Origin of the sequence: Robiginitalea aurantiaca (genome assembly GCF_030380815.1) — a bacterium.
Lineage (GTDB): Bacteria > Bacteroidota > Bacteroidia > Flavobacteriales > Flavobacteriaceae > Robiginitalea > Robiginitalea aurantiaca.
Genome location: NZ_JAUDUY010000015.1, coordinates 19,709 through 37,778, shown reverse-complemented (window position 1 = coordinate 37,778; position 18,070 = coordinate 19,709). Strand labels below are relative to the sequence as shown.

The following is an 18,070-nucleotide window of genomic DNA, read 5'->3' as shown; positions in this document are numbered from 1 at the left end:
GGTATCGATTTGAGCATTAGAACCAATACGAACCCGCCTGTGATCGGAAGTGTCCGTATGGTCCTTTCAGGGCCTGTCTCACGCACACAACTGGAGGGAAGGGCTCCTTACTCGTTGTTTGGAGACTTGCCTGGAATTGATTATAGTGGTGTGCCTTTCCCACAGGGCACCTATACCCTGACTGCCACAGCCTATGACGGGGAATACGGGGCAGGAAATATTATCGGAGCGACTAGTATACAGTTCTCAATCACCCCAGGTGGGATAAGTGCTGCTAGGGAAATGCCTGCTTTTAATAGCGATTCTAAACCTGCCACTACATTGAATTTATCTCCTAATCCGGCTGTTTCGAGTACTCAGGTTAGCGTATCAGATCAGGAAGTAGAGATTGCTGACATCTTTATCCATGACATCAGTGGGAAACTAGTCAAAAGACTTAAGGGTCAATCAACGAGGTCGACTTCCGGCAGATATGAAATAGATGTTAGCACCTACGTGAGAGGCGTTTATTTGATTAGAATTGTCACACAGGATGGAGAAATTATCAGCAAAAAATTAATTGTAGGTCAGTAAATCTATTTTATGATAAACATTCACAGGAAGAGGGAAAAGTAATTAACCCTCTTCCTGTTTTTTCAATCTTTGAATGGTTTTCAATAGTTACCAGTACAATTCACTGAATCTTATACACTTTAAAAACCTGATAACTAGTCGATATACCTCAAAAAGAATATAAATTATTCTACAACACCGAGCAAATGAGATGTAAAACTTGAAGTGTCAATAAAATGTTTCAATGAACTTCTCAGATGGGAATATATTTATAAATAAGTAAAAAATTCCATGGTTCTAAAGTCAAATTATTAATGATAATTTCCATCATAGAACCTATTTGAACCTACTGCTTTTGCACCCGATACGTAATCCTTCGGTTAGAAAGAACCGTTCTGATCCTTACTGAAAGGTTGGCTTCTCCGGATACTACACCCGGACAAGGTGAAGAAGAATTCAAAACTACAACGCGGTAGCGATAACCACTTTTATCCACTCCCGGTGATATAACGGTCAGGGAAAGTCCATTGGAGCCAGCATATTCCAAGCCATCCGCAACATCAGTATAGTTTACACCACTATCCGTGCTAACCTGCCATTGATAAGTGTCCGCATTCGAAGTTGACGTGGTAAAGGTGGCATTTGAATTAACAAATATGGCCTGATCCTGTGGCTGTGTATTTATACTGATACTTTGAGCGGTAATTAGTATATCAATACTACTGCTGTTGGCGTTGCCATTTGAATCTGTTATCGTAATTGTATAGGTGTAGGATCCCGCTATAAGCGAACTGATTACCGGGTCTTCATCCGAGGAACTAAAACTGTAACTCCCTGGACCCGTGCCAGACCAGCTAAAGGTGGCAGAGGACGATCCAGTACCCGAAGGATTGGCAAAAAGATTTAATGTGCTGCCCTCACAGATAGGGCTATTGGAGGAAGGGGAAACCGAAAGTGAGCCTCCCTGATCCTGTAGTTCTGTAAAACTAAAATCGGAACCAGCGCCTCCATTACAAGTTGAGTAAATTGTCGTGCCAATATACAGTCGCTTTGCGGCACTACAGGGATTATCCGTGGCCAGGGTTCCGCCATCAATCACAAATGCTGCCCCTGAAGGCAAATAAAAGCTCGCATTGGAGGTCCATTCCGCATAACCTCCTGAGGTAAGATTGATCAATTGCGTATTTAATCCCGAGTTTGCATCGATATAGAAATTATCTGTACCCCCTGATCCATCACCAATAATAACAGAATTGATCGAATTAGTAATTGTGGAAGTTAAGGTAACACTGAACCCTCCGATGATGAAGACATCATTGGTTCCCGTTGTTTGTCCAGGGTAGGTCGTAGCTGCCACCCAAGAGGTCCCGTTATACGTTTCCCAAATGGCTACTGTAGTCCAATTACCTGAAGAGCTGGATCGGAAATCACCGACTTCCTGGCCATAAGCCCATGTAATCGACAAAATACTAAGAAGAAGTAAATATTTTTTAAACCTCATTTGGGGATTCTATTCCACGCATCATAACAAAAATTGCGTGTTCTTCTCCCAGATCAAAAAATATGTTGTGAAGCTGCTGAAATACGGAGTATATGGCTAATTTACTCATTTCCAATCCTATGCTTTTCACTTAAGAGGTCGGGGCGGATAAGTGATAAAAGAATTATTTCCCCGTTTTTACGTCCTTTAAAACCAAAACCCATTCAGACAAAAGACTCCTTAAACCGCTCAAAATGACAGGTATACCCATTGGGAATGCGCACTAGATAATCCTGATGCTCAGGTTCGGCCGGCCAGAATGTAGTATAAGCTTCAAGCGTAGTGACCACTTTGCCTTCCCATTTGTTCGAGTCTTCCACAATGCGAATCATTGCTTCCGCTTCTACCTTCTCTTCTTCATTTTGGTAAAAAATTGCTGACCGGTAACTCGAACCCTTGTCATTTCCCTGCTGATCAAGGGTAGTTGGATTGTGAATCCTGTAGAAATAATCGAGTAATTCCCTAAATGACGTCTGTTCAGGATCGTAGGTAAGTTCAATAGCCTCGGCATGCCCCGGATGGTTCCGATAGGTGGGATGATCATTCTCCCCTCCCATATATCCAACTTCCGTATCCAGAATTCCCGGGCGGACTCTGAACAGGTCTTCCATTCCCCAGAAACAACCCCCTGCTAAATACGCCTTTTTTGTCTTTCCCATAACCATTCGAAATTTTTAAGGAACTTATTCTTCATGTGACACTCGTGTGTCGAGTTTCATGGATTCCGAGTTTATACAATACCGCAAGCCGCTGGGCTCAGGTCCATCAGGAAAAACGTGCCCCAGGTGCGCGTCGCAAGTATTACACAGTACCTCAACACGTACCATCCCAAAGGAACTGTCCTTCTTGTATGAAATGGCATTCTCTGCAATTGGTTGCGTGAAACTCGGCCAGCCTGTACCGGATTCGAACTTGATTGTAGAATCAAAAAGAGGTGTATCGCAGCAAATGCAGTTGTATTTCCCAGCCTCATGTATCCCACATAGTGCTCCGGAATGCGGTGCTTCCGTACCTTTTTTTCTTGTGATATGGAATTGTTCCGAAGTGAGGATCTCACGCCATTCCGCCTCGGTTTTTTCAACCCTTCGATCGGGTGCTGGATTTCCGTTATTGCAGAAACTGATTATATTTTTCCATGTGATCATAAGAACTCTTTTTACAAAGGTACCGGAATATGAATTTATCTGTAAACAATTAACAATTGTTAGCCGACCATCATCCCTCCCTTAAAAACCAAACCGACCAACCAAAGTACTGAGATCAGATACATCATCCATTTTTTCTTGAAGTATGCCGTCAATAAGAACAACAAGATGAACCCGCCTCTTTGAAGCATTACCCTGTTGGGTTCTTCAAAACTATAGAAGTAATGGCTTGCAATGAATATTGCCATCAGAATAAAAATCAAACTGATGTTGTCATTAAAATATTCGGCTGTCTTACTCCCAGGGTTTGGTGTGAAGACATTTACGACAATCATAAATAAAATCGGGGGCAATAAATATCCAAGATATTGGGCATAGGTCTGGTGTGGGAACGTATTTACGAGGTCCACATATATCACGACATTGTAAACAGCCACTTCGGTCAATATTATCGTATAAATTATATAGAGCAGGTTACGATCATCCTTATCGAACATTCGTTTCCATTCACTCAGAAGGTCGGTCAACCCTATACCGTAAATCAGCAAGGGTATTATGGCTAGATATTCTGCAGGATCCATGAAGGCTAAAATACTGAAAATTCCCATTGGAATTATGCTTCAGTCCGTACCATAATGGATACTAGAGACTAATTCTACAAACGGAATACAACTACCGAAAGACAAGCCAGGAAGAAGTATATGACGACAGTTATTAACCCTGTAAATCAGGTTCCAGTACTGATAATTGTCATAAAATGCCATAGGTTATCCAACTACCTTCGTAGACAATAAACCCATTTAACAAACAAGTCTATGGAGACTATTGAGGAACGCGCCATTAGCGTGTATAAATTCGGAAATAAGAAAGCCGATGGGCGAAAGGAATTAAAAAATCTACTCGGCGGCAAAGGCGCAAATCTCGCGGAAATGAGCCGAATCGGAATTCCGGTGCCACCGGGATTTACTATTACCACAGAGGTTTGTACACAGTACAACCTGGAGGGGGAAAAAGCCGTAATAGCCAAAATAGATACCCAGGTACGGGAGGCAATTGCCGAAATCGAAGAGACTATGGGAACCCGTTTTGGGGATAATGATAATCCTTTGTTGATTTCGGTGCGTTCAGGGGCAAGGGTATCCATGCCCGGGATGATGGACACCGTTCTGAATCTGGGCCTCAATGAGGAATCTATTGCCGGTATGGTTCAGAAGACGGGGAACGAGCGGTTCGTATGGGATTCGTACCGTCGTTTTATCCAGATGTACAGTGGTGTAGTCTTGGGGTTAAAACCAGAAAACAAGGAAGATCTTGATCCTTTTGAAGAGATCATAGATCATCTTAAGGAAAAACGAAATATCGATCTGGATACCCAATTTACCGTCCAGGATTTACAGGATCTTGTTTATGATTTTAAGGACATCGTTAAAAAAAGAACGGGGAAGCCGTTTCCAAACGATCCCTGGGATCAGTTGTGGGGAGCGATTATGGCCGTATTCCAGAGCTGGAACGGAGATCGGGCGCTTTATTACAGGAAAATGCACGGATACCCTGAGGACTGGGGAACGGCTGTGAACGTCCAGGCCATGGTATTTGGCAATATGGGTGAAGACTCGGCAACCGGTGTTTGTTTTACCCGTGATGCAGGGACCGGTGAAAATATTTTTAACGGAGAATACCTTATTAATGCCCAGGGTGAAGATGTAGTTGCAGGCGTTCGGACCCCTCAGCAAATAACAAAGTCCGGTGCAATGCGCTGGGCAGAACTGGCACAGATATCAGCTGAGGAACAGGCGGAAAACTATCCGTCCCTGGAAGAGATCATGCCGGAGATGTATAAGGAATTGTTCGGATATCAGCGGATTCTTGAGGATCACTACCGGGATATGCAGGATATGGAATTTACCATTCAGCAGGGGAAACTCTGGATTTTGCAAACCCGGAATGGGAAACGGACAGGAGCGGCTATGGTTAAAATCGCCATGGATTTGCGCTCAGAAGGCCTGATTGATGATAAAGAAACCATTCAGCGAATCGAACCCATTAAGTTGGATGAATTGCTTCATCCGGTCTTTGACCCCGAAGCCTTGAAAAAAGCCAATGTAATCGCCCAGGGTCTTCCGGCCTCTCCTGGGGCTGCCACCGGTAAGATTGTGTTCTTTGCCGATGAAGCAGACAAATTCAAATACTCCATACTGGTCCGTATAGAAACCTCTCCCGAAGACCTGGAAGGCATGAACATCGCCCGTGGTATTGTGACGGCCCGTGGAGGGATGACATCCCATGCCGCTGTTGTAGCCAGGGGAATGGGTAAATGTTGTGTTTCGGGAGCCGGAGCTTTGAAAATAAATTATAAATCAAGGACATTAAAGGTAGGCGACCACGTCTATCAGGAAGGAGACTGGATTTCGATCAACGGTTCTACGGGGAACATCCTTGAGGGAAAGGTTGCTACCAGGGAACCTGAACTCAGTGGGGAATTCGCTCAACTGATGGACCTTACGGACAAATACGCAAAAATGGAAGTCCGTACCAATGCAGATAACCCCAAGGATGCCAGGATCGCTCGTGGCTTTGGCGCCAAAGGTATTGGCCTTACGAGGACAGAGCATATGTTTTTTGAAGTAGATCGGATCAAAGCAATGCGGGAAATGATTCTCGCAGATACCGTTAAGGGACGAAAACAAGCTTTACGCGAATTGCTTCCGATGCAACGGGAGGATTTTGAAGGCATTTTTGAGGCCATGGAGGGGTTTCCAGTCACGATACGGCTGCTGGATCCACCACTGCACGAATTTGTGCCCCACCAGTTGGCAACACAAAAAGAACTCGCGGAAGATCTGCATATTTCGCTTGCAAACGTCAAACAGAAAGTAGCCGAACTCGAAGAGTTCAACCCTATGATGGGACACAGAGGATGTCGTCTCGGCAACACCTATCCCGAAATTACGGAAATGCAGACAAGGGCGATCATTGAGGCTGCACTGAATATTAAAAAAGCAAAGGGTATCGATTCCCAACCCGAAATCATGATTCCGTTGGTGGGCACCCTAGAGGAATTTCTGCTCCAAAAATCTATTATTGAACAGACGGCAGAAGAGATTTTTACCAAGCGGAAGGAGCGCGTCCCCTACTCTATTGGAACCATGATGGAGATTCCGAGGGCCGTATTGGTGGCCGATAAAATTGCAGAACATGCAGATTTCTTCTCCTTTGGTACCAATGATCTGACCCAGATGACTTTTGGATACTCCAGAGATGATGCCGGAAAGTTTCTTTCAGTGTACCTTGAAAAGGGTATTCTTAAGGACGATCCATTCGAAGTATTGGATCAGGAAGGCGTTGGACAACTGGTCATCATGGGCACAAAACGCGGACGTAAAGCACATCCCGGCCTCAAAGTGGGTATTTGCGGGGAGCACGGTGGTGAACCCAGTTCAGTGGAATTCTGTCATAGTGTAGGGATGAATTATGTGAGTTGTTCGCCATTCCGAGTGCCCATTGCAAGGGTCGCAGCAGCTCAGGCCGCAATCCGAGAATCTTCAAAATAAATTTAGGTAAACATTTAATTTTCGTTCTTATGTTTAAAAGGAAACCCGGGGAAATAAAGATTCCCCGGGATTCCTTATATAAGGGGGCTCTGCTTATTTAGAATCCCTATTTTTGTATGTAAAAAACTGCGGATGGTTCATTGGTTTCACAAAAAAAAGTTTCTCACTGATTATCTTGAAGGTTTTGTGGACATCCACAACCATATCCTCCCGGGAATTGATGACGGAGCTAAGACGGTTGAGGAATCAATGGCGCTCATCAAGGCTTTTGAGGAGTTTGGCATTCGACATTTTATCGCAACGCCCCATATACTTCCCGGATTATATGCGAATACGCCTCAGACGATTCGCGCGGCCCATCAGGAACTCATGGAAGCGCTGTTAGAACATCGTCAGACAGATGTTTCCATTCTCCCTGCGGCAGAGCATATGATCGATGACACATTCGAAGATTTGCTCAATCAAGATGGCATAATGCCCCTTAAAGGAGGTTACATCCTTGTAGAAATGTCTTATTTACAACCATCTTTGGGATTCGATGAGGCCATTATTCAGATTACCAAGAAGGGTTTGACGCCTATACTCGCCCATCCGGAACGCTACCTATACTTGCACCAAACCCCTGCAAAATATAAAGAGTACAGGCAAAAGGGCATTCTTTTTCAAGTCAATATGCTATCCCTGGGCCCATACTATGGAAAGGATGTCCAGAAAAAAGCACATCAGCTGATGGAACAGGGTATGATCGATTTTATAGGGACGGATACCCATTCACTCGGACACCTGAGTGCTATTAAGCAATTGCAGTTAAAAGAAAAGGAGGCCGATCGCCTCCTTCCTTTAATTCAAAATACAATTAGTACTTTTTACTAATGCCTACTGGCATTTGGTCTAGAAGGCTTTTATAGTTCTATGCCAATTGGCTGACTGCTTATCTAAGTGGCAAATTTCCACCATTTCTTTGTGGACTGCCCGTACCCATAGCCATATTTACCTCCATAGCCCAGATTGCTCTCTTTAACACCATTTACGATAAAGGCTAAATTCTCCAATTTACCATCCTCATTCATTTTAACCGGGAACGCAAGTACTTTTTTGTTGGTCACATCTGCCCGGGTAACATAGAGCACCAAATCCGCGAATTTAGTCATCAGCATGGTATCTGACACTACAACCATAGGGGCCGTATCTACAATAATATAATCGTAATTGTTCTTAATTTCATTTACCAAATTTTCAAGCCGATCATTCATCAGCAGTTCCGCAGGATTTGGCGTCAGTTTGCCACTATGGATTATATCCACGGTTTGATCTGTAACCAGCATCGTATTGGTAATATCCTTGGCCATCAGAGCATCATCAATTAAGTAATCCGTCAGACCTTTATTGTCCTTATTACCGGATACCCTTTTTAGCTTATCCACGTTTTTACCAGAATAAAACTGGTCTATTTTTGGATTTCTGATATCCCCACCAATAAGCAAAACCTTTTTATTGGCTTTCGCATAAATCATCGCCAGATTCGATGCGACGAACGTCTTCCCCTCTCCTGGCACACTTGATGTAACGAAAATTAGGTTACCCCCGGGAGTCTTCTTTTTAGATTTCAAAGTGAAATCCAAATTGGCCCTTAAAATTCGCATGGATTCTGCCAATACGGACCTATCCCCAGTACTTACAAGTATTTTTTCTTTGCTTCCTAATTTTGGCAATTCAGCAAGAACGGGGATTTCATCAATTATTTCTTCCAGTTCGAGCTTATTATGAACTTTGTTATCTAAGAGTTGTGAAATAAAGATAATCGAAAAGGGGATTAGTAATCCTAAAATAAGGGAGGCCAAAAGGATAATCGGTTTTTTAGGGGAAACCGGATATATACTCGTCAAATATGCCCTGTCAATAATATTGGATTTTGGGGCTGCAGAGGCATAAGTGATTTTTGATTCTTCGCGTTTCTCAAGCATATAGAGGAATAGTTGCTCTATGGTTTCCTGCTTTCTTTCTATATCGCGTACTGCGCGTTGATCCCCAGGTGCGGAATAAATCTGAGAATTAATTCGTGATAATTGCCCGCTAATGTTATTGATTTGAAGCGAAAGATTATTAATCAGACTTTCCAGACTGGTTCGCAACGTCTGTTTTAATCCGCTCAACTCCTGATCGAGATTAACGACAATAGGGTTTTGTTCATTAGATGATCGGAGTAATCCATTTCTTCGGTTAACCAGCTGGTTGTACTGAGTCAGATAACTTGATATCGATGCGTCAGCAGTTAAATTGGCGGGAAGGATGTCATAGCCAAACTGATTGTCTATCAAAGCTTTCAATTGGTTCGCAATGTTTAATTGTACCCGAGCGTCCTGGAGCTCCTGCCGACGTGAAGCACTCAAATTTAAATTCATACTGGACTGGGATTCCACGTCCAATATTCCCTGAGATGACTTTAATTCCTCCGCTGATCGATCAACATTAGTTAAATTCCCTTCAATTTCTTCAATCCGTTCATTGATAAACTTCTCTGTGCGGTCCGCAATTGCTTTCTTAGAAGCGATCTCGTTTGCATTGAAGATAGCTGTGAGCTCATTCAAAATATCCGCAGCCTTTTCAGGTACGGGATCGTTCAAAGTAAGTGTCAATACATTGGACTTTTCACCCGTTATTATAACTCCAACCTTATCTTTGTATGATTGAGCTATAACATCAATTGGCTTAATCACCACCTCAAATTCACGTCCTGTCATTTCATCAAAATCCTGGCTATTTGGAGTTAGAACAAACTCTCCCAATTTATTCGTAAAAGAACTGCCAAAGCTAATAGGCCTAGATGACACTCCTAACTCATCATCAATGAAAGCGAAAGTAGTTGGGGATAGAACTTCCACCAAAAATTTCCCGTTCAAATTATATAGGACAGAATCCGGAGCCAGTGCACTGACATTTATTGGTGGATTCTTATATAATTCCACATCATGCAGGCGACCTTTTGAAAAAATGATAACATTTATTCCTAAGTTTTGGACTACTTGCTCAAAATTTGTTCGAGATGTCAGGATTTGTATTTCATCATCCACTACAGCGTTTGGCTGAGTGTTTAATACCTCAAGATCACGGAAAGCGGTTAATTCTGAACCCGAATTTTGATCTGCCAGAATTTGAATTTTAGACTCTACTTGAAACTCCGGGGTCGCATATCTAATAAATAACAAACCAAAAACAATGGAAACGATGGAAGACAGAATAAACCATCTCCAATGCTTTAAATAAGGCCTAATTAGATCAGTCAGACCCAAACTATTATCTGAAATATTTGAAGAATTCAATTCTATAAATTTATTTAGTAATATTAATTAGTCCTGGTAAGTATAATGGCAGTGGTCGTAATTAGAAGTGAAATAATTGAAACCGTTAACGCAGTATTACTCCCAATGGAAGTTTCACGAATACCAGTTTTATTGGGTTCAACGTAAATAATGTCGTTTTGGGTAATATAGTATGCAGGAGATTTTAATACCTCTTTGGATGTCAAATCTAAACGTGTATAAACCTTTGCCCCTTCAAAATTGCGTATAACAAGAACATTATCCCTTTTACCTCTTGGTGTCATATCTCCAGCCAGACCCAAAGCCTCCAAAATAGTGATTTGCTCACCCAATACCGGATAGCTACCAGGACTAGCTACGGCACCTAAAACCGTAATGGTGAAATTTCGAATCTGAATATTGATTATTGGATCTTTAAGGAAGTCCGCTAATTTATTTCGCAATAATGTCCTTAATTCATCTGGTGATAAACCAGATATTTTGAGTTTCCCGAGGACTGGAAAATCTATCATTCCGTTCTGGTCTACCAAGTAATCAACGGGGTCAGTAGGAGTTCCTATAGCTCCGTTCTGACCTCCTCCAGAACCACCCCGATATAAATTAAAAGGAGCACTTGCCTCAGGGTTTAAAGATGATATATGTATAGAAACGAGGTCGTCTACTTTAAATTTAGTCTCAGGAACATTATCAGCCACAATGGTTTCAAAATCGCCGGTATCCTGCAGATAGACAACATCCTTTCGAGAGGCGCAAGATGCTAACAAGATCAGTATACAACAAGAAAGAAAATGAAATTTTATGTTTTTTGAATTACTTTTCATGGTTATGGAGTATTTTTTTTTAATTGCTGACATTATGTTAAAACTACCATTCTAAACCTTAATAGCTGATTTTCCGGAAATACTTTTCTTGTCGAAGTTAGAATTCTCTGAATTATTCGAGACAAACTCTGGAACAATTTCTTTCATAAGTTTTACAATATCTGCATCAAAAAACATGTTGGAAACACAGAGTTGTTCAACTTTTGATCGGACCCACAATAAATCAATGTCTCTGACCTTACTAATCATTATTTTCTTATGATAAGTGGGTAATGTATTCTCACCATTGGCCAACAATTCCTCATATAATTTCTCTCCTGGCCGCAGACCCGTAATTTTGATGTCAATATCTTCAGGGTAACGAAGTCCTGAAAGACGAATCATATTCTTTGCAAGGTCAAAAATCCGGACGGATTCTCCCATATCAAAAATAAAAATCTCCCCACCCTCCCCCATAGCTCCTGCTTCCATAACCAACTGAGATGCCTCTGGTATGGTCATAAAAAATCGGGTAATGTCCTTGTGTGTCAAAGTCAGGGGTCCACCATTTTCAATCTGCTTTTTGAATAACGGGATTACAGATCCATTTGAGCCCAGAACGTTCCCAAATCGGGTAGTAATGAACCGGGTTTTACTATTTTGACTCAAACAGCTGATATACATTTCTGCAATCCGTTTTGTAGCCCCCATAACATTTGTAGGATTGACCGCTTTATCCGTGGATATAAGCACGAATTTTTCTACATTGTGTTGTTCTGATAGGTCAGCTATCACCTTGGTTCCCGCCACATTTATTTTAATTGCCTCATATGGATTATATTCCATCAAGGGAACATGCTTGTAAGCTGCCGCATGAAATATAATATCAGGTTTAAACTCCTGGAATAAGATGTTGCATTTATTTTTATCCCTAACATCTCCAACAACTGGGACAAAATTTACGTGCCCGCTCTGTTTTAGTTCCTGCTGTAAATCATATAGTGCTGATTCAGCCTGATCCAATATTATCAGGGATTTGTATTTATACCTGCAAATCTGACGCACAATTTCACTACCGATAGAACCTGCTCCTCCGGTAACCAAGATATTTTTATTCCGGAATTCGGTTTGTATTCGCTTATTCGTGAATGAAATCGGAGCCCTATTTAAAAGGTCTTCAATTTGAACCTGCTTTATCTGTGATGCCTTAAGTTCACCGTTAATCCAGTCCTCAACTGGAGGGACTATTTTTACCTTTACTGGGGATTCAACCAGACTTTCAACCAGACGTCTTAACTTTTTCTGATCGATGTTATGCACTGCGAAAATGATCTCGGCAATCTTTTTACTCCTGAGAAATTGATCATTGAGTTTTGAAGGAGCATAAACAGGAACACCATTGATTAATTTACCTATTTTATTATTGTCTTCATCAATAAAACCAAGTACGTGCGCATTACTTCTTGAATGGTTCGATATGGTATTATAAGTAAGAATACCCGATTCGCCAGCGCCGTAAATCAAAACATTTTTCTGAAAAGGCAGGTTATTGTTCACAAGACTATTATAAAGATATTTAAAAACAAATCTGGAAGCTGTTAAACCTATAAAAGCCAGCAAACTATTGATTATTATAATGCCCAAGGGTATGGTATACTCAGGATAAAAGTCAAATCTCCGATTGACGATTACAATCAGGATTGTGATGACGCTAAAAAGACAGACGGCATTAAAAATATTGTAAATGTCACGTATGCCCGTATGCCGAACTATCCCTTTATAAGAACCCGTTATCAAAAAGGCGATAAGAGCAATACCCAGAACGTAAGCAAGTTGGATCGGTAATTTGGAAACATCAAAACCCAGGGTGAGGTTAAACCTGATTAAATATGAAAGCACAAATGAAATGCCTATTGTGAACAGGTCTATGAAGAGCACCAGCCACTTACTCGCAAATCGTGAGGCGTTGTTGGTTAGGTAATTTTGAATCATGATAAAGTATTCATAATGTTTTCAATAACTCGATCCAAATCGCTTTTAAGCAAATTTGAACCACTGGGCAGGCAGAGTCCTTTTTCAAACATTTCCTCAGAAACCCCGTTAATATAGGAAGGGCAGGAATTGAATACCGGCTGCAAATGCATGGGTTTCCAAAGAGGTCTTGACTCTATATTCGCTTCTTCCAGGAACAGTCGAATTTTTTCCCTTGTTTCAAAACTGTCTGTCAAAATGGTCGTCAGCCACCGATTACTATACGCATAATCAGGTTCTTCCAAAAAGGTAATTTCGGAAATTTCTGACAAAGCATCTTTATATATGCTGTAATTCTTTCTTCTTGCGGTAACTCTTTCGGATAAAACCTCCATCTGTCCCCTGCCAATTCCCGCGAGAACGTTACTCATTCTATAATTGTAACCGATGTGAGAATGCTGATAATGAGGAGCATTATCACGAGCTTGGGTAGATAAGAAAATAGCCTTTGCTTTCACTTTCTCATCCATTGTTAAAAGGGCTCCACCTCCGGAAGTTGTAATGATCTTATTTCCATTGAATGATAAAATACTCAGATCTCCAAGTGAACCACATTTTCTATCCCTATACCTGCTTCCCAGGGCTTCCGCACTATCTTCTAAAACAGGGATGTCATATTTCAGAGCAATTTCTTGAATTTCATCACATTTATAAGGCATACCATATAAGTGAACTGCAATGATGGCCTTAGGTTTCCTTCCTTTTTGAATCCGGTCGGCAATTGCTTTTTCCAGCAAATCCGGACATAAATTCCAGGTCTCCCTTTCGCTGTCTACAAAAACAGGGGTTGCACCAAGATAAGTAATTGGATTCGCTGAAGCGGAAAAAGTTAGGCTCTGGCAGATCACTTCATCTCCATATCCAACACCCAAAAGCTCTAAGCCAATGTGGATCGCCCCAGTACCTGAACTCAGACACGCTGCATGAGTACCTTGTCCTATATAGGTTTCAATAGCTTCCTCAAAGCCCTTAACATTTGGCCCAAGGGGTGCTATCCAATTGGTATCAAAAGCCTCCTGAACATATTTCTGTTCAGCTCCTCCCATATGGGGAGAAGAAAGCCAAATTTTATCCTGTATTATTGTTTTCAATCGCTTAGGTTAAGTTTTGATAACATAGATTCTTCAGAGTGCCTAATTAAAAAGGTTAATCTAAGAATGAAAGCCCCTTTTCAGCAAGGCAATGTATATAAAGAAACTTCTTTACACATTTCAAATTTAAGCTTATAATTGACTGTTCTGCAACGAAAACCAGAGTTTTCGCCAAACTTAACTAAATCTCGGATTAATTGATTTTTGTAGTCCTTTTCATCCTTTTAGTAACAGTTAATTCTTTTGTTTATGTGTAACCTTTAACTGTTATCATTAGAGATAATCTCTGTCTATTATGAAATTTTGAATAAGTCCAATGGACGAATAATTGTACACTTCATAGAAAAATACATAATTTTGCGGCCAATAAAATTTAGGTTTGTTTTTGTAAGTCAATTGACCTAAACTTAATTAATCCAAAAAATGAAAAAAGTTCTATTTCCCTCGATCTTTGTGCTACTGATACTTATTGGGTGCAGTGAAACCGAAACCATTGATGTAAATAATCCAAACACATCAGACCCCGACTCTGAAATTCCAACTGCAGTAGAGCGCGTAGATTACCAACTCGAAAGTTTCGGAGCTTCCGGAGTAACTGGCACAGCTGCCTTTATTCCTAATGAAGATGGTTCTACCACGATCTACATCCAATTGGAAAACGCCTCACAGGGTATTCATCCGGCAACTTTAAATTTTGGAAATAAAGATGGTGGAGGAACTATAGCCGTCACCCTGACAGAGTGCGAATGTGCTATCAGCGAAACGTTGGTAACACAATTAGATAATGGAGCTGCAATTACGTTTGTTGAACTTATGGGATTTGATGGACATTTGAATATTTATGAAAGTCCATCGGACGGGACAATCATTGCTCAGACAAACATTGGCTCAAACGCCTTCTAACTAGAATGTCACCATATTTTAAAAACCCTGAATAAGAATTCAGGGTTTTTTTATTTTATTTCATATCGGGCACTTATAAATTTTAGAACAGATTAACTTAGCACGTTAGAAGTACTTTATTTAAGTGATTTCTTAAAGACTCTTTTCAATTTATACCCAATGAAAATTCTCGTTACTGGATCTTCCGGATTTATTGGTTTTCATGTTTGCAAATCGCTAAATAAAAGAGGACATGAAGTGGTAGGCCTTGATAACATCAACGATTACTACGATGTAAATCTAAAATTTGCACGCCTGAAAGAATTGGGGATTTCAAAAGAAGATGCTACCGATTTCAATCAGAAAAAAGAAAGTGAATCTCTTAAAGACTTCAGTTTTATTCGTATACATCTTGAGGATCGCAAAACTCTTGATGAATTATTCAAAAAGGAGTCTTTTGATGTTGTTTGTCACCTGGCTGCTCAAGCAGGAGTCCGTTATAGTCTGGAAAATCCTGACGCCTACATTAGCAGCAATATTGTAGGGTTTTTAAACATACTTGAGAACTGCAGACATAACAGGGTTAAACACCTCGTTTATGCCAGCAGTTCTAGTGTTTATGGAAATAGTAAAAATGTGCCCTTTGAGACTTCTGAGCGTGTGGATCGCCCCGTAAGTCTTTATGCTGCTACGAAAATATCAAACGAACTTATGGCACACACCTATAGTCATTTGTATGGGTTTCCGACTACTGGACTGCGTTTTTTTACAGTGTACGGACCTTGGGGTCGACCGGACATGGCATATTTCCTGTTTACAAATGCCATACTCAGAGGAAAGAGTATAAAGGTTTTTAATCAGGGAAATCTCGAACGGGATTTTACATTCATTGATGACATTGTAGAAGGAATTGTTCGGATCATAGAAAAACCTTTGGACAAAAGGTTGGAAAAAGAGAACCTTTACAAAGTTTATAACATTGGAAATAATCAGTCTGTAAAATTGACAGATTTCATCCATACTATTGAAAAAACCCTGGGCAAGACTGCAAACAAAATATTATCGCCTATGCAAGCAGGAGATGTAGAAAAGACATGGGCAAATGTTGATGACCTTATTAATGACTATGACTATAGGCCTCAAACTTCCCTAAAAGAGGGGATTAAGGCATTTGTGGATTGGTATCAATCCTATATGAATTCAGATTAATTTAAATTTTAGCCTTGGATGCTTCTTCCATAAAATTTTTATGCGTTATAACTTATTTATTTGCTGTTCAAACAACATATTTTAATCTGATTTATTCTTTCTTCATTTTTGCCAAATAAACCCAAAGTCTTTCCTTATGAATTTGTCTGTTATCGGAACTGGATACGTTGGCCTAGTAAGTGGCACTTGTTTTGCCGAAATGGGCAACAGAGTCACATGTGTTGATGTAATCAATGAGAAGATTGAAAATCTTAAAAAGGGGGTTATCCCAATCTATGAACCGGGTCTTAAGGCCATGGTACTGCGCAATATCGAAAATGAAACCCTCTATTTCACTACAAGTCTTGAAGAAAGCCTGAATAAATGCGATGTGGCATTTATAGCTGTTGGAACACCTATGGGTGAAGATGGTTCGGCCGATCTGCAATACGTCCTTCAGGTAGCGAGATCCATAGGGAAATATATGGTTAGGCCACTTATTGTGGTCAACAAATCCACCGTACCTGTAGGCACAGCTGACAAAGTTAGATCTGTTATTCTGGAAGAACTGGATGCCAGAGATCAGAACATTCCATTTTCCGTAGTTTCTAATCCTGAATTTCTTAAGGAAGGAGATGCGATAAACGATTTTATGAAACCCGACCGGGTTGTCGTTGGGTCAGATAATGAAAAGGCAACTGCTAAAATGAGAGCACTGTATGCTCCGTTTTTCAGAAGTAGTATGGATCGTTTGATAACAATGGACGTGCGATCAGCGGAAATGACTAAATATGTTGCAAACTCAATGCTTGCCACCAAAATTTCTTTTATGAATGAAGTTGCAAACATTTGTGAATTGGTTGGTGCAGATGTTAACAAAGTAAGAATTGGCATTGGCTCTGACCACAGAATTGGATACAGTTTTATTTACCCTGGCAGTGGATATGGCGGCTCTTGTTTTCCTAAAGATGTAAAGGCGCTAATTCGGACAGCTTCAGAACATAATTATAATGCAGAGTTAATCGGAGCGGTTGAAAGTGTAAATGATCGTCAAAAACTAGTGATTGCTAACAAAGTGATTTCCAGATTCGGTGATAATCTAGAGGGAAGAACTTTTTCAGTTTGGGGCTTGGCTTTCAAACCGCAAACGGATGATATGCGTGAAGCACCTTCTATTTACATTATTAAAGAACTGGTTCGTAGGGGAGCTTGTATAAAGGCGTATGACCCAAAGGCTATTAGGGAGGCCCAACAATTTTATCTAAAGGATGTCCCTGGGATAACATATTTCAACTCAAAGTATGAAACTTTAGCAGATTCCGATGCTATGATCCTCTTAACCGAATGGAAAGAATTCAGATCTCCCGATTTTGAAGAACTTAAGCAGCAATTAAAGCAACCTGTTATCTTTGATGGTCGAAATCAATACAATGATATAATGTTAAAGGAAATGGGATTTGAATATTATCAAATCGGGAAAAAAGAAAAATTAGCGTCTATAGTTTCCTAAACCAAATTGTTGCTTTGTCACCCTCCCAGCCTGCCCGGACATTTATTCGTCCGGGCATTATTCTTATTCAATGCACAATATACTTTTCAATGTGGATTATGAATTGAATTGTACATTTCTTGTATTGAGGGAGAACCATACTTTGAATTCAAAATGAGATTTTATAGAATCTTATCTCTACCCTTTTCTTTCCAAGAGCTCTATTTTCTTCTTTTTCCATAAAACATCTTCCTTTCTACCAATATTTCTTTCTCACTAGTTGTTATCAATAAGGTGACGCGCTAAGACCAATTTAACTATCTCAAAAAACTGGAAATCAGCAATCGCACACGCTGTCCAAAAAAAATGAGGATGCAAGGGCTCTCACAATAAAATGTTAAAGAAAATTGTATTTGGTCGAAAAACCCCAATTACAAAAAACCATTTCAGCAGGTGTTGCGTACATAGCCCTAATTGTGAG

General features: G+C 40.6%; 14 protein-coding genes. 6 read left to right on the top strand and 8 right to left on the bottom strand.

The annotated features are described in order from the left end of the window. A partial coding sequence (locus QU605_RS15165) for a T9SS type A sorting domain-containing protein (protein WP_289726180.1) occupies positions 1–573 on the top strand: 573 nt, incomplete at its 5' end. Positions 574–898: 325 nt separating this feature from the next. Here the strand turns inward: QU605_RS15165 and QU605_RS15160 are convergent. The 4 genes from QU605_RS15160 to QU605_RS15145 all read right to left on the bottom strand — a co-directional run bounded on the left by QU605_RS15160 (position 899) and on the right by QU605_RS15145 (position 3,845). Next, positions 899–2,053, bottom strand: a complete 1,155-nt coding sequence (locus tag QU605_RS15160) for a hypothetical protein (RefSeq protein ID WP_289726179.1) — start codon at positions 2,051–2,053, stop codon at positions 899–901. Positions 2,054–2,256: 203 nt separating this feature from the next. Then, positions 2,257–2,751: a peptide-methionine (S)-S-oxide reductase MsrA gene (gene msrA, locus QU605_RS15155; protein ID WP_289726178.1), complete on the bottom strand. Its 495-nt coding sequence runs from the start codon at positions 2,749–2,751 to the stop codon at positions 2,257–2,259. Positions 2,752–2,775: 24 nt separating this feature from the next. Beyond that, a complete protein-coding gene (msrB, locus tag QU605_RS15150; RefSeq protein ID WP_289726177.1) occupies positions 2,776–3,237 on the bottom strand; it encodes a peptide-methionine (R)-S-oxide reductase MsrB in 462 nt (153 codons plus the stop codon). A 59-nt stretch (positions 3,238–3,296) separates the two neighbouring features. Further along, complete coding sequence (locus tag QU605_RS15145) at positions 3,297–3,845, bottom strand: hypothetical protein (protein WP_289726176.1); 549 nt, start codon at positions 3,843–3,845, stop codon at positions 3,297–3,299. 207 nt (positions 3,846–4,052) lie between these two features. Here QU605_RS15145 and ppdK point away from each other — a divergent pair, with 207 nt between their 5' ends. Beyond that, complete coding sequence (gene ppdK, locus QU605_RS15140; RefSeq protein WP_289726175.1) at positions 4,053–6,788, top strand: pyruvate, phosphate dikinase; 2,736 nt, start codon at positions 4,053–4,055, stop codon at positions 6,786–6,788. 132 nt (positions 6,789–6,920) lie between these two features. Further along, entirely contained in the window at positions 6,921–7,661 is a 741-nt protein-coding gene (locus QU605_RS15135) for a tyrosine-protein phosphatase (RefSeq protein WP_289726174.1), read from the top strand. 62 nt (positions 7,662–7,723) lie between these two features. Here the strand turns inward: QU605_RS15135 and QU605_RS15130 are convergent, their stop codons facing one another. The 4 genes from QU605_RS15130 to QU605_RS15115 are packed head-to-tail and all read right to left on the bottom strand — an operon-like array spanning position 7,724 to position 14,021. Next, complete coding sequence (locus QU605_RS15130) at positions 7,724–10,108, bottom strand: GumC family protein (RefSeq protein ID WP_289726173.1); 2,385 nt, start codon at positions 10,106–10,108, stop codon at positions 7,724–7,726. Between the two features lie 23 nt (positions 10,109–10,131). Then, a complete protein-coding gene (locus QU605_RS15125; RefSeq protein ID WP_289726172.1) occupies positions 10,132–10,929 on the bottom strand; it encodes a polysaccharide biosynthesis/export family protein in 798 nt (265 codons plus the stop codon). Positions 10,930–10,980: 51 nt separating this feature from the next. Continuing rightward, positions 10,981–12,900 carry a polysaccharide biosynthesis protein gene (locus tag QU605_RS15120; protein WP_289726171.1) on the bottom strand — a complete coding sequence of 640 codons (1,920 nt, stop codon included), beginning with the start codon at positions 12,898–12,900 and terminating at the stop codon, positions 10,981–10,983. Continuing rightward, the gene (locus QU605_RS15115; protein WP_289726181.1) at positions 12,897–14,021 is read right to left on the bottom strand and encodes a DegT/DnrJ/EryC1/StrS family aminotransferase; all 1,125 of its coding nucleotides are present in this window, start codon (positions 14,019–14,021) and stop codon (positions 12,897–12,899) included. Before QU605_RS15115 ends, QU605_RS15120 begins: the two co-directional genes overlap by 4 nt. A 432-nt stretch (positions 14,022–14,453) precedes the next feature. On the opposite strand from QU605_RS15115, the gene QU605_RS15110 reads away from it, so the two are divergent. The 3 genes from QU605_RS15110 (at position 14,454) to QU605_RS15100 (ending at position 17,610) form a co-directional block, all read left to right on the top strand. Further along, positions 14,454–14,933: a hypothetical protein gene (locus tag QU605_RS15110; protein WP_289726170.1), complete on the top strand. Its 480-nt coding sequence runs from the start codon at positions 14,454–14,456 to the stop codon at positions 14,931–14,933. Positions 14,934–15,092: 159 nt separating this feature from the next. After that, positions 15,093–16,121, top strand: coding sequence for an NAD-dependent epimerase (locus tag QU605_RS15105; RefSeq protein WP_289726169.1), 1,029 nt, complete (start codon positions 15,093–15,095; stop codon positions 16,119–16,121). Positions 16,122–16,257: 136 nt separating this feature from the next. Further along, on the top strand, positions 16,258–17,610 hold the full coding sequence (locus QU605_RS15100; RefSeq protein ID WP_289726168.1) for a UDP-glucose dehydrogenase family protein: 1,353 nt from the start codon (positions 16,258–16,260) through the stop codon (positions 17,608–17,610). Positions 17,611–18,070 lie beyond the last annotated feature (460 nt).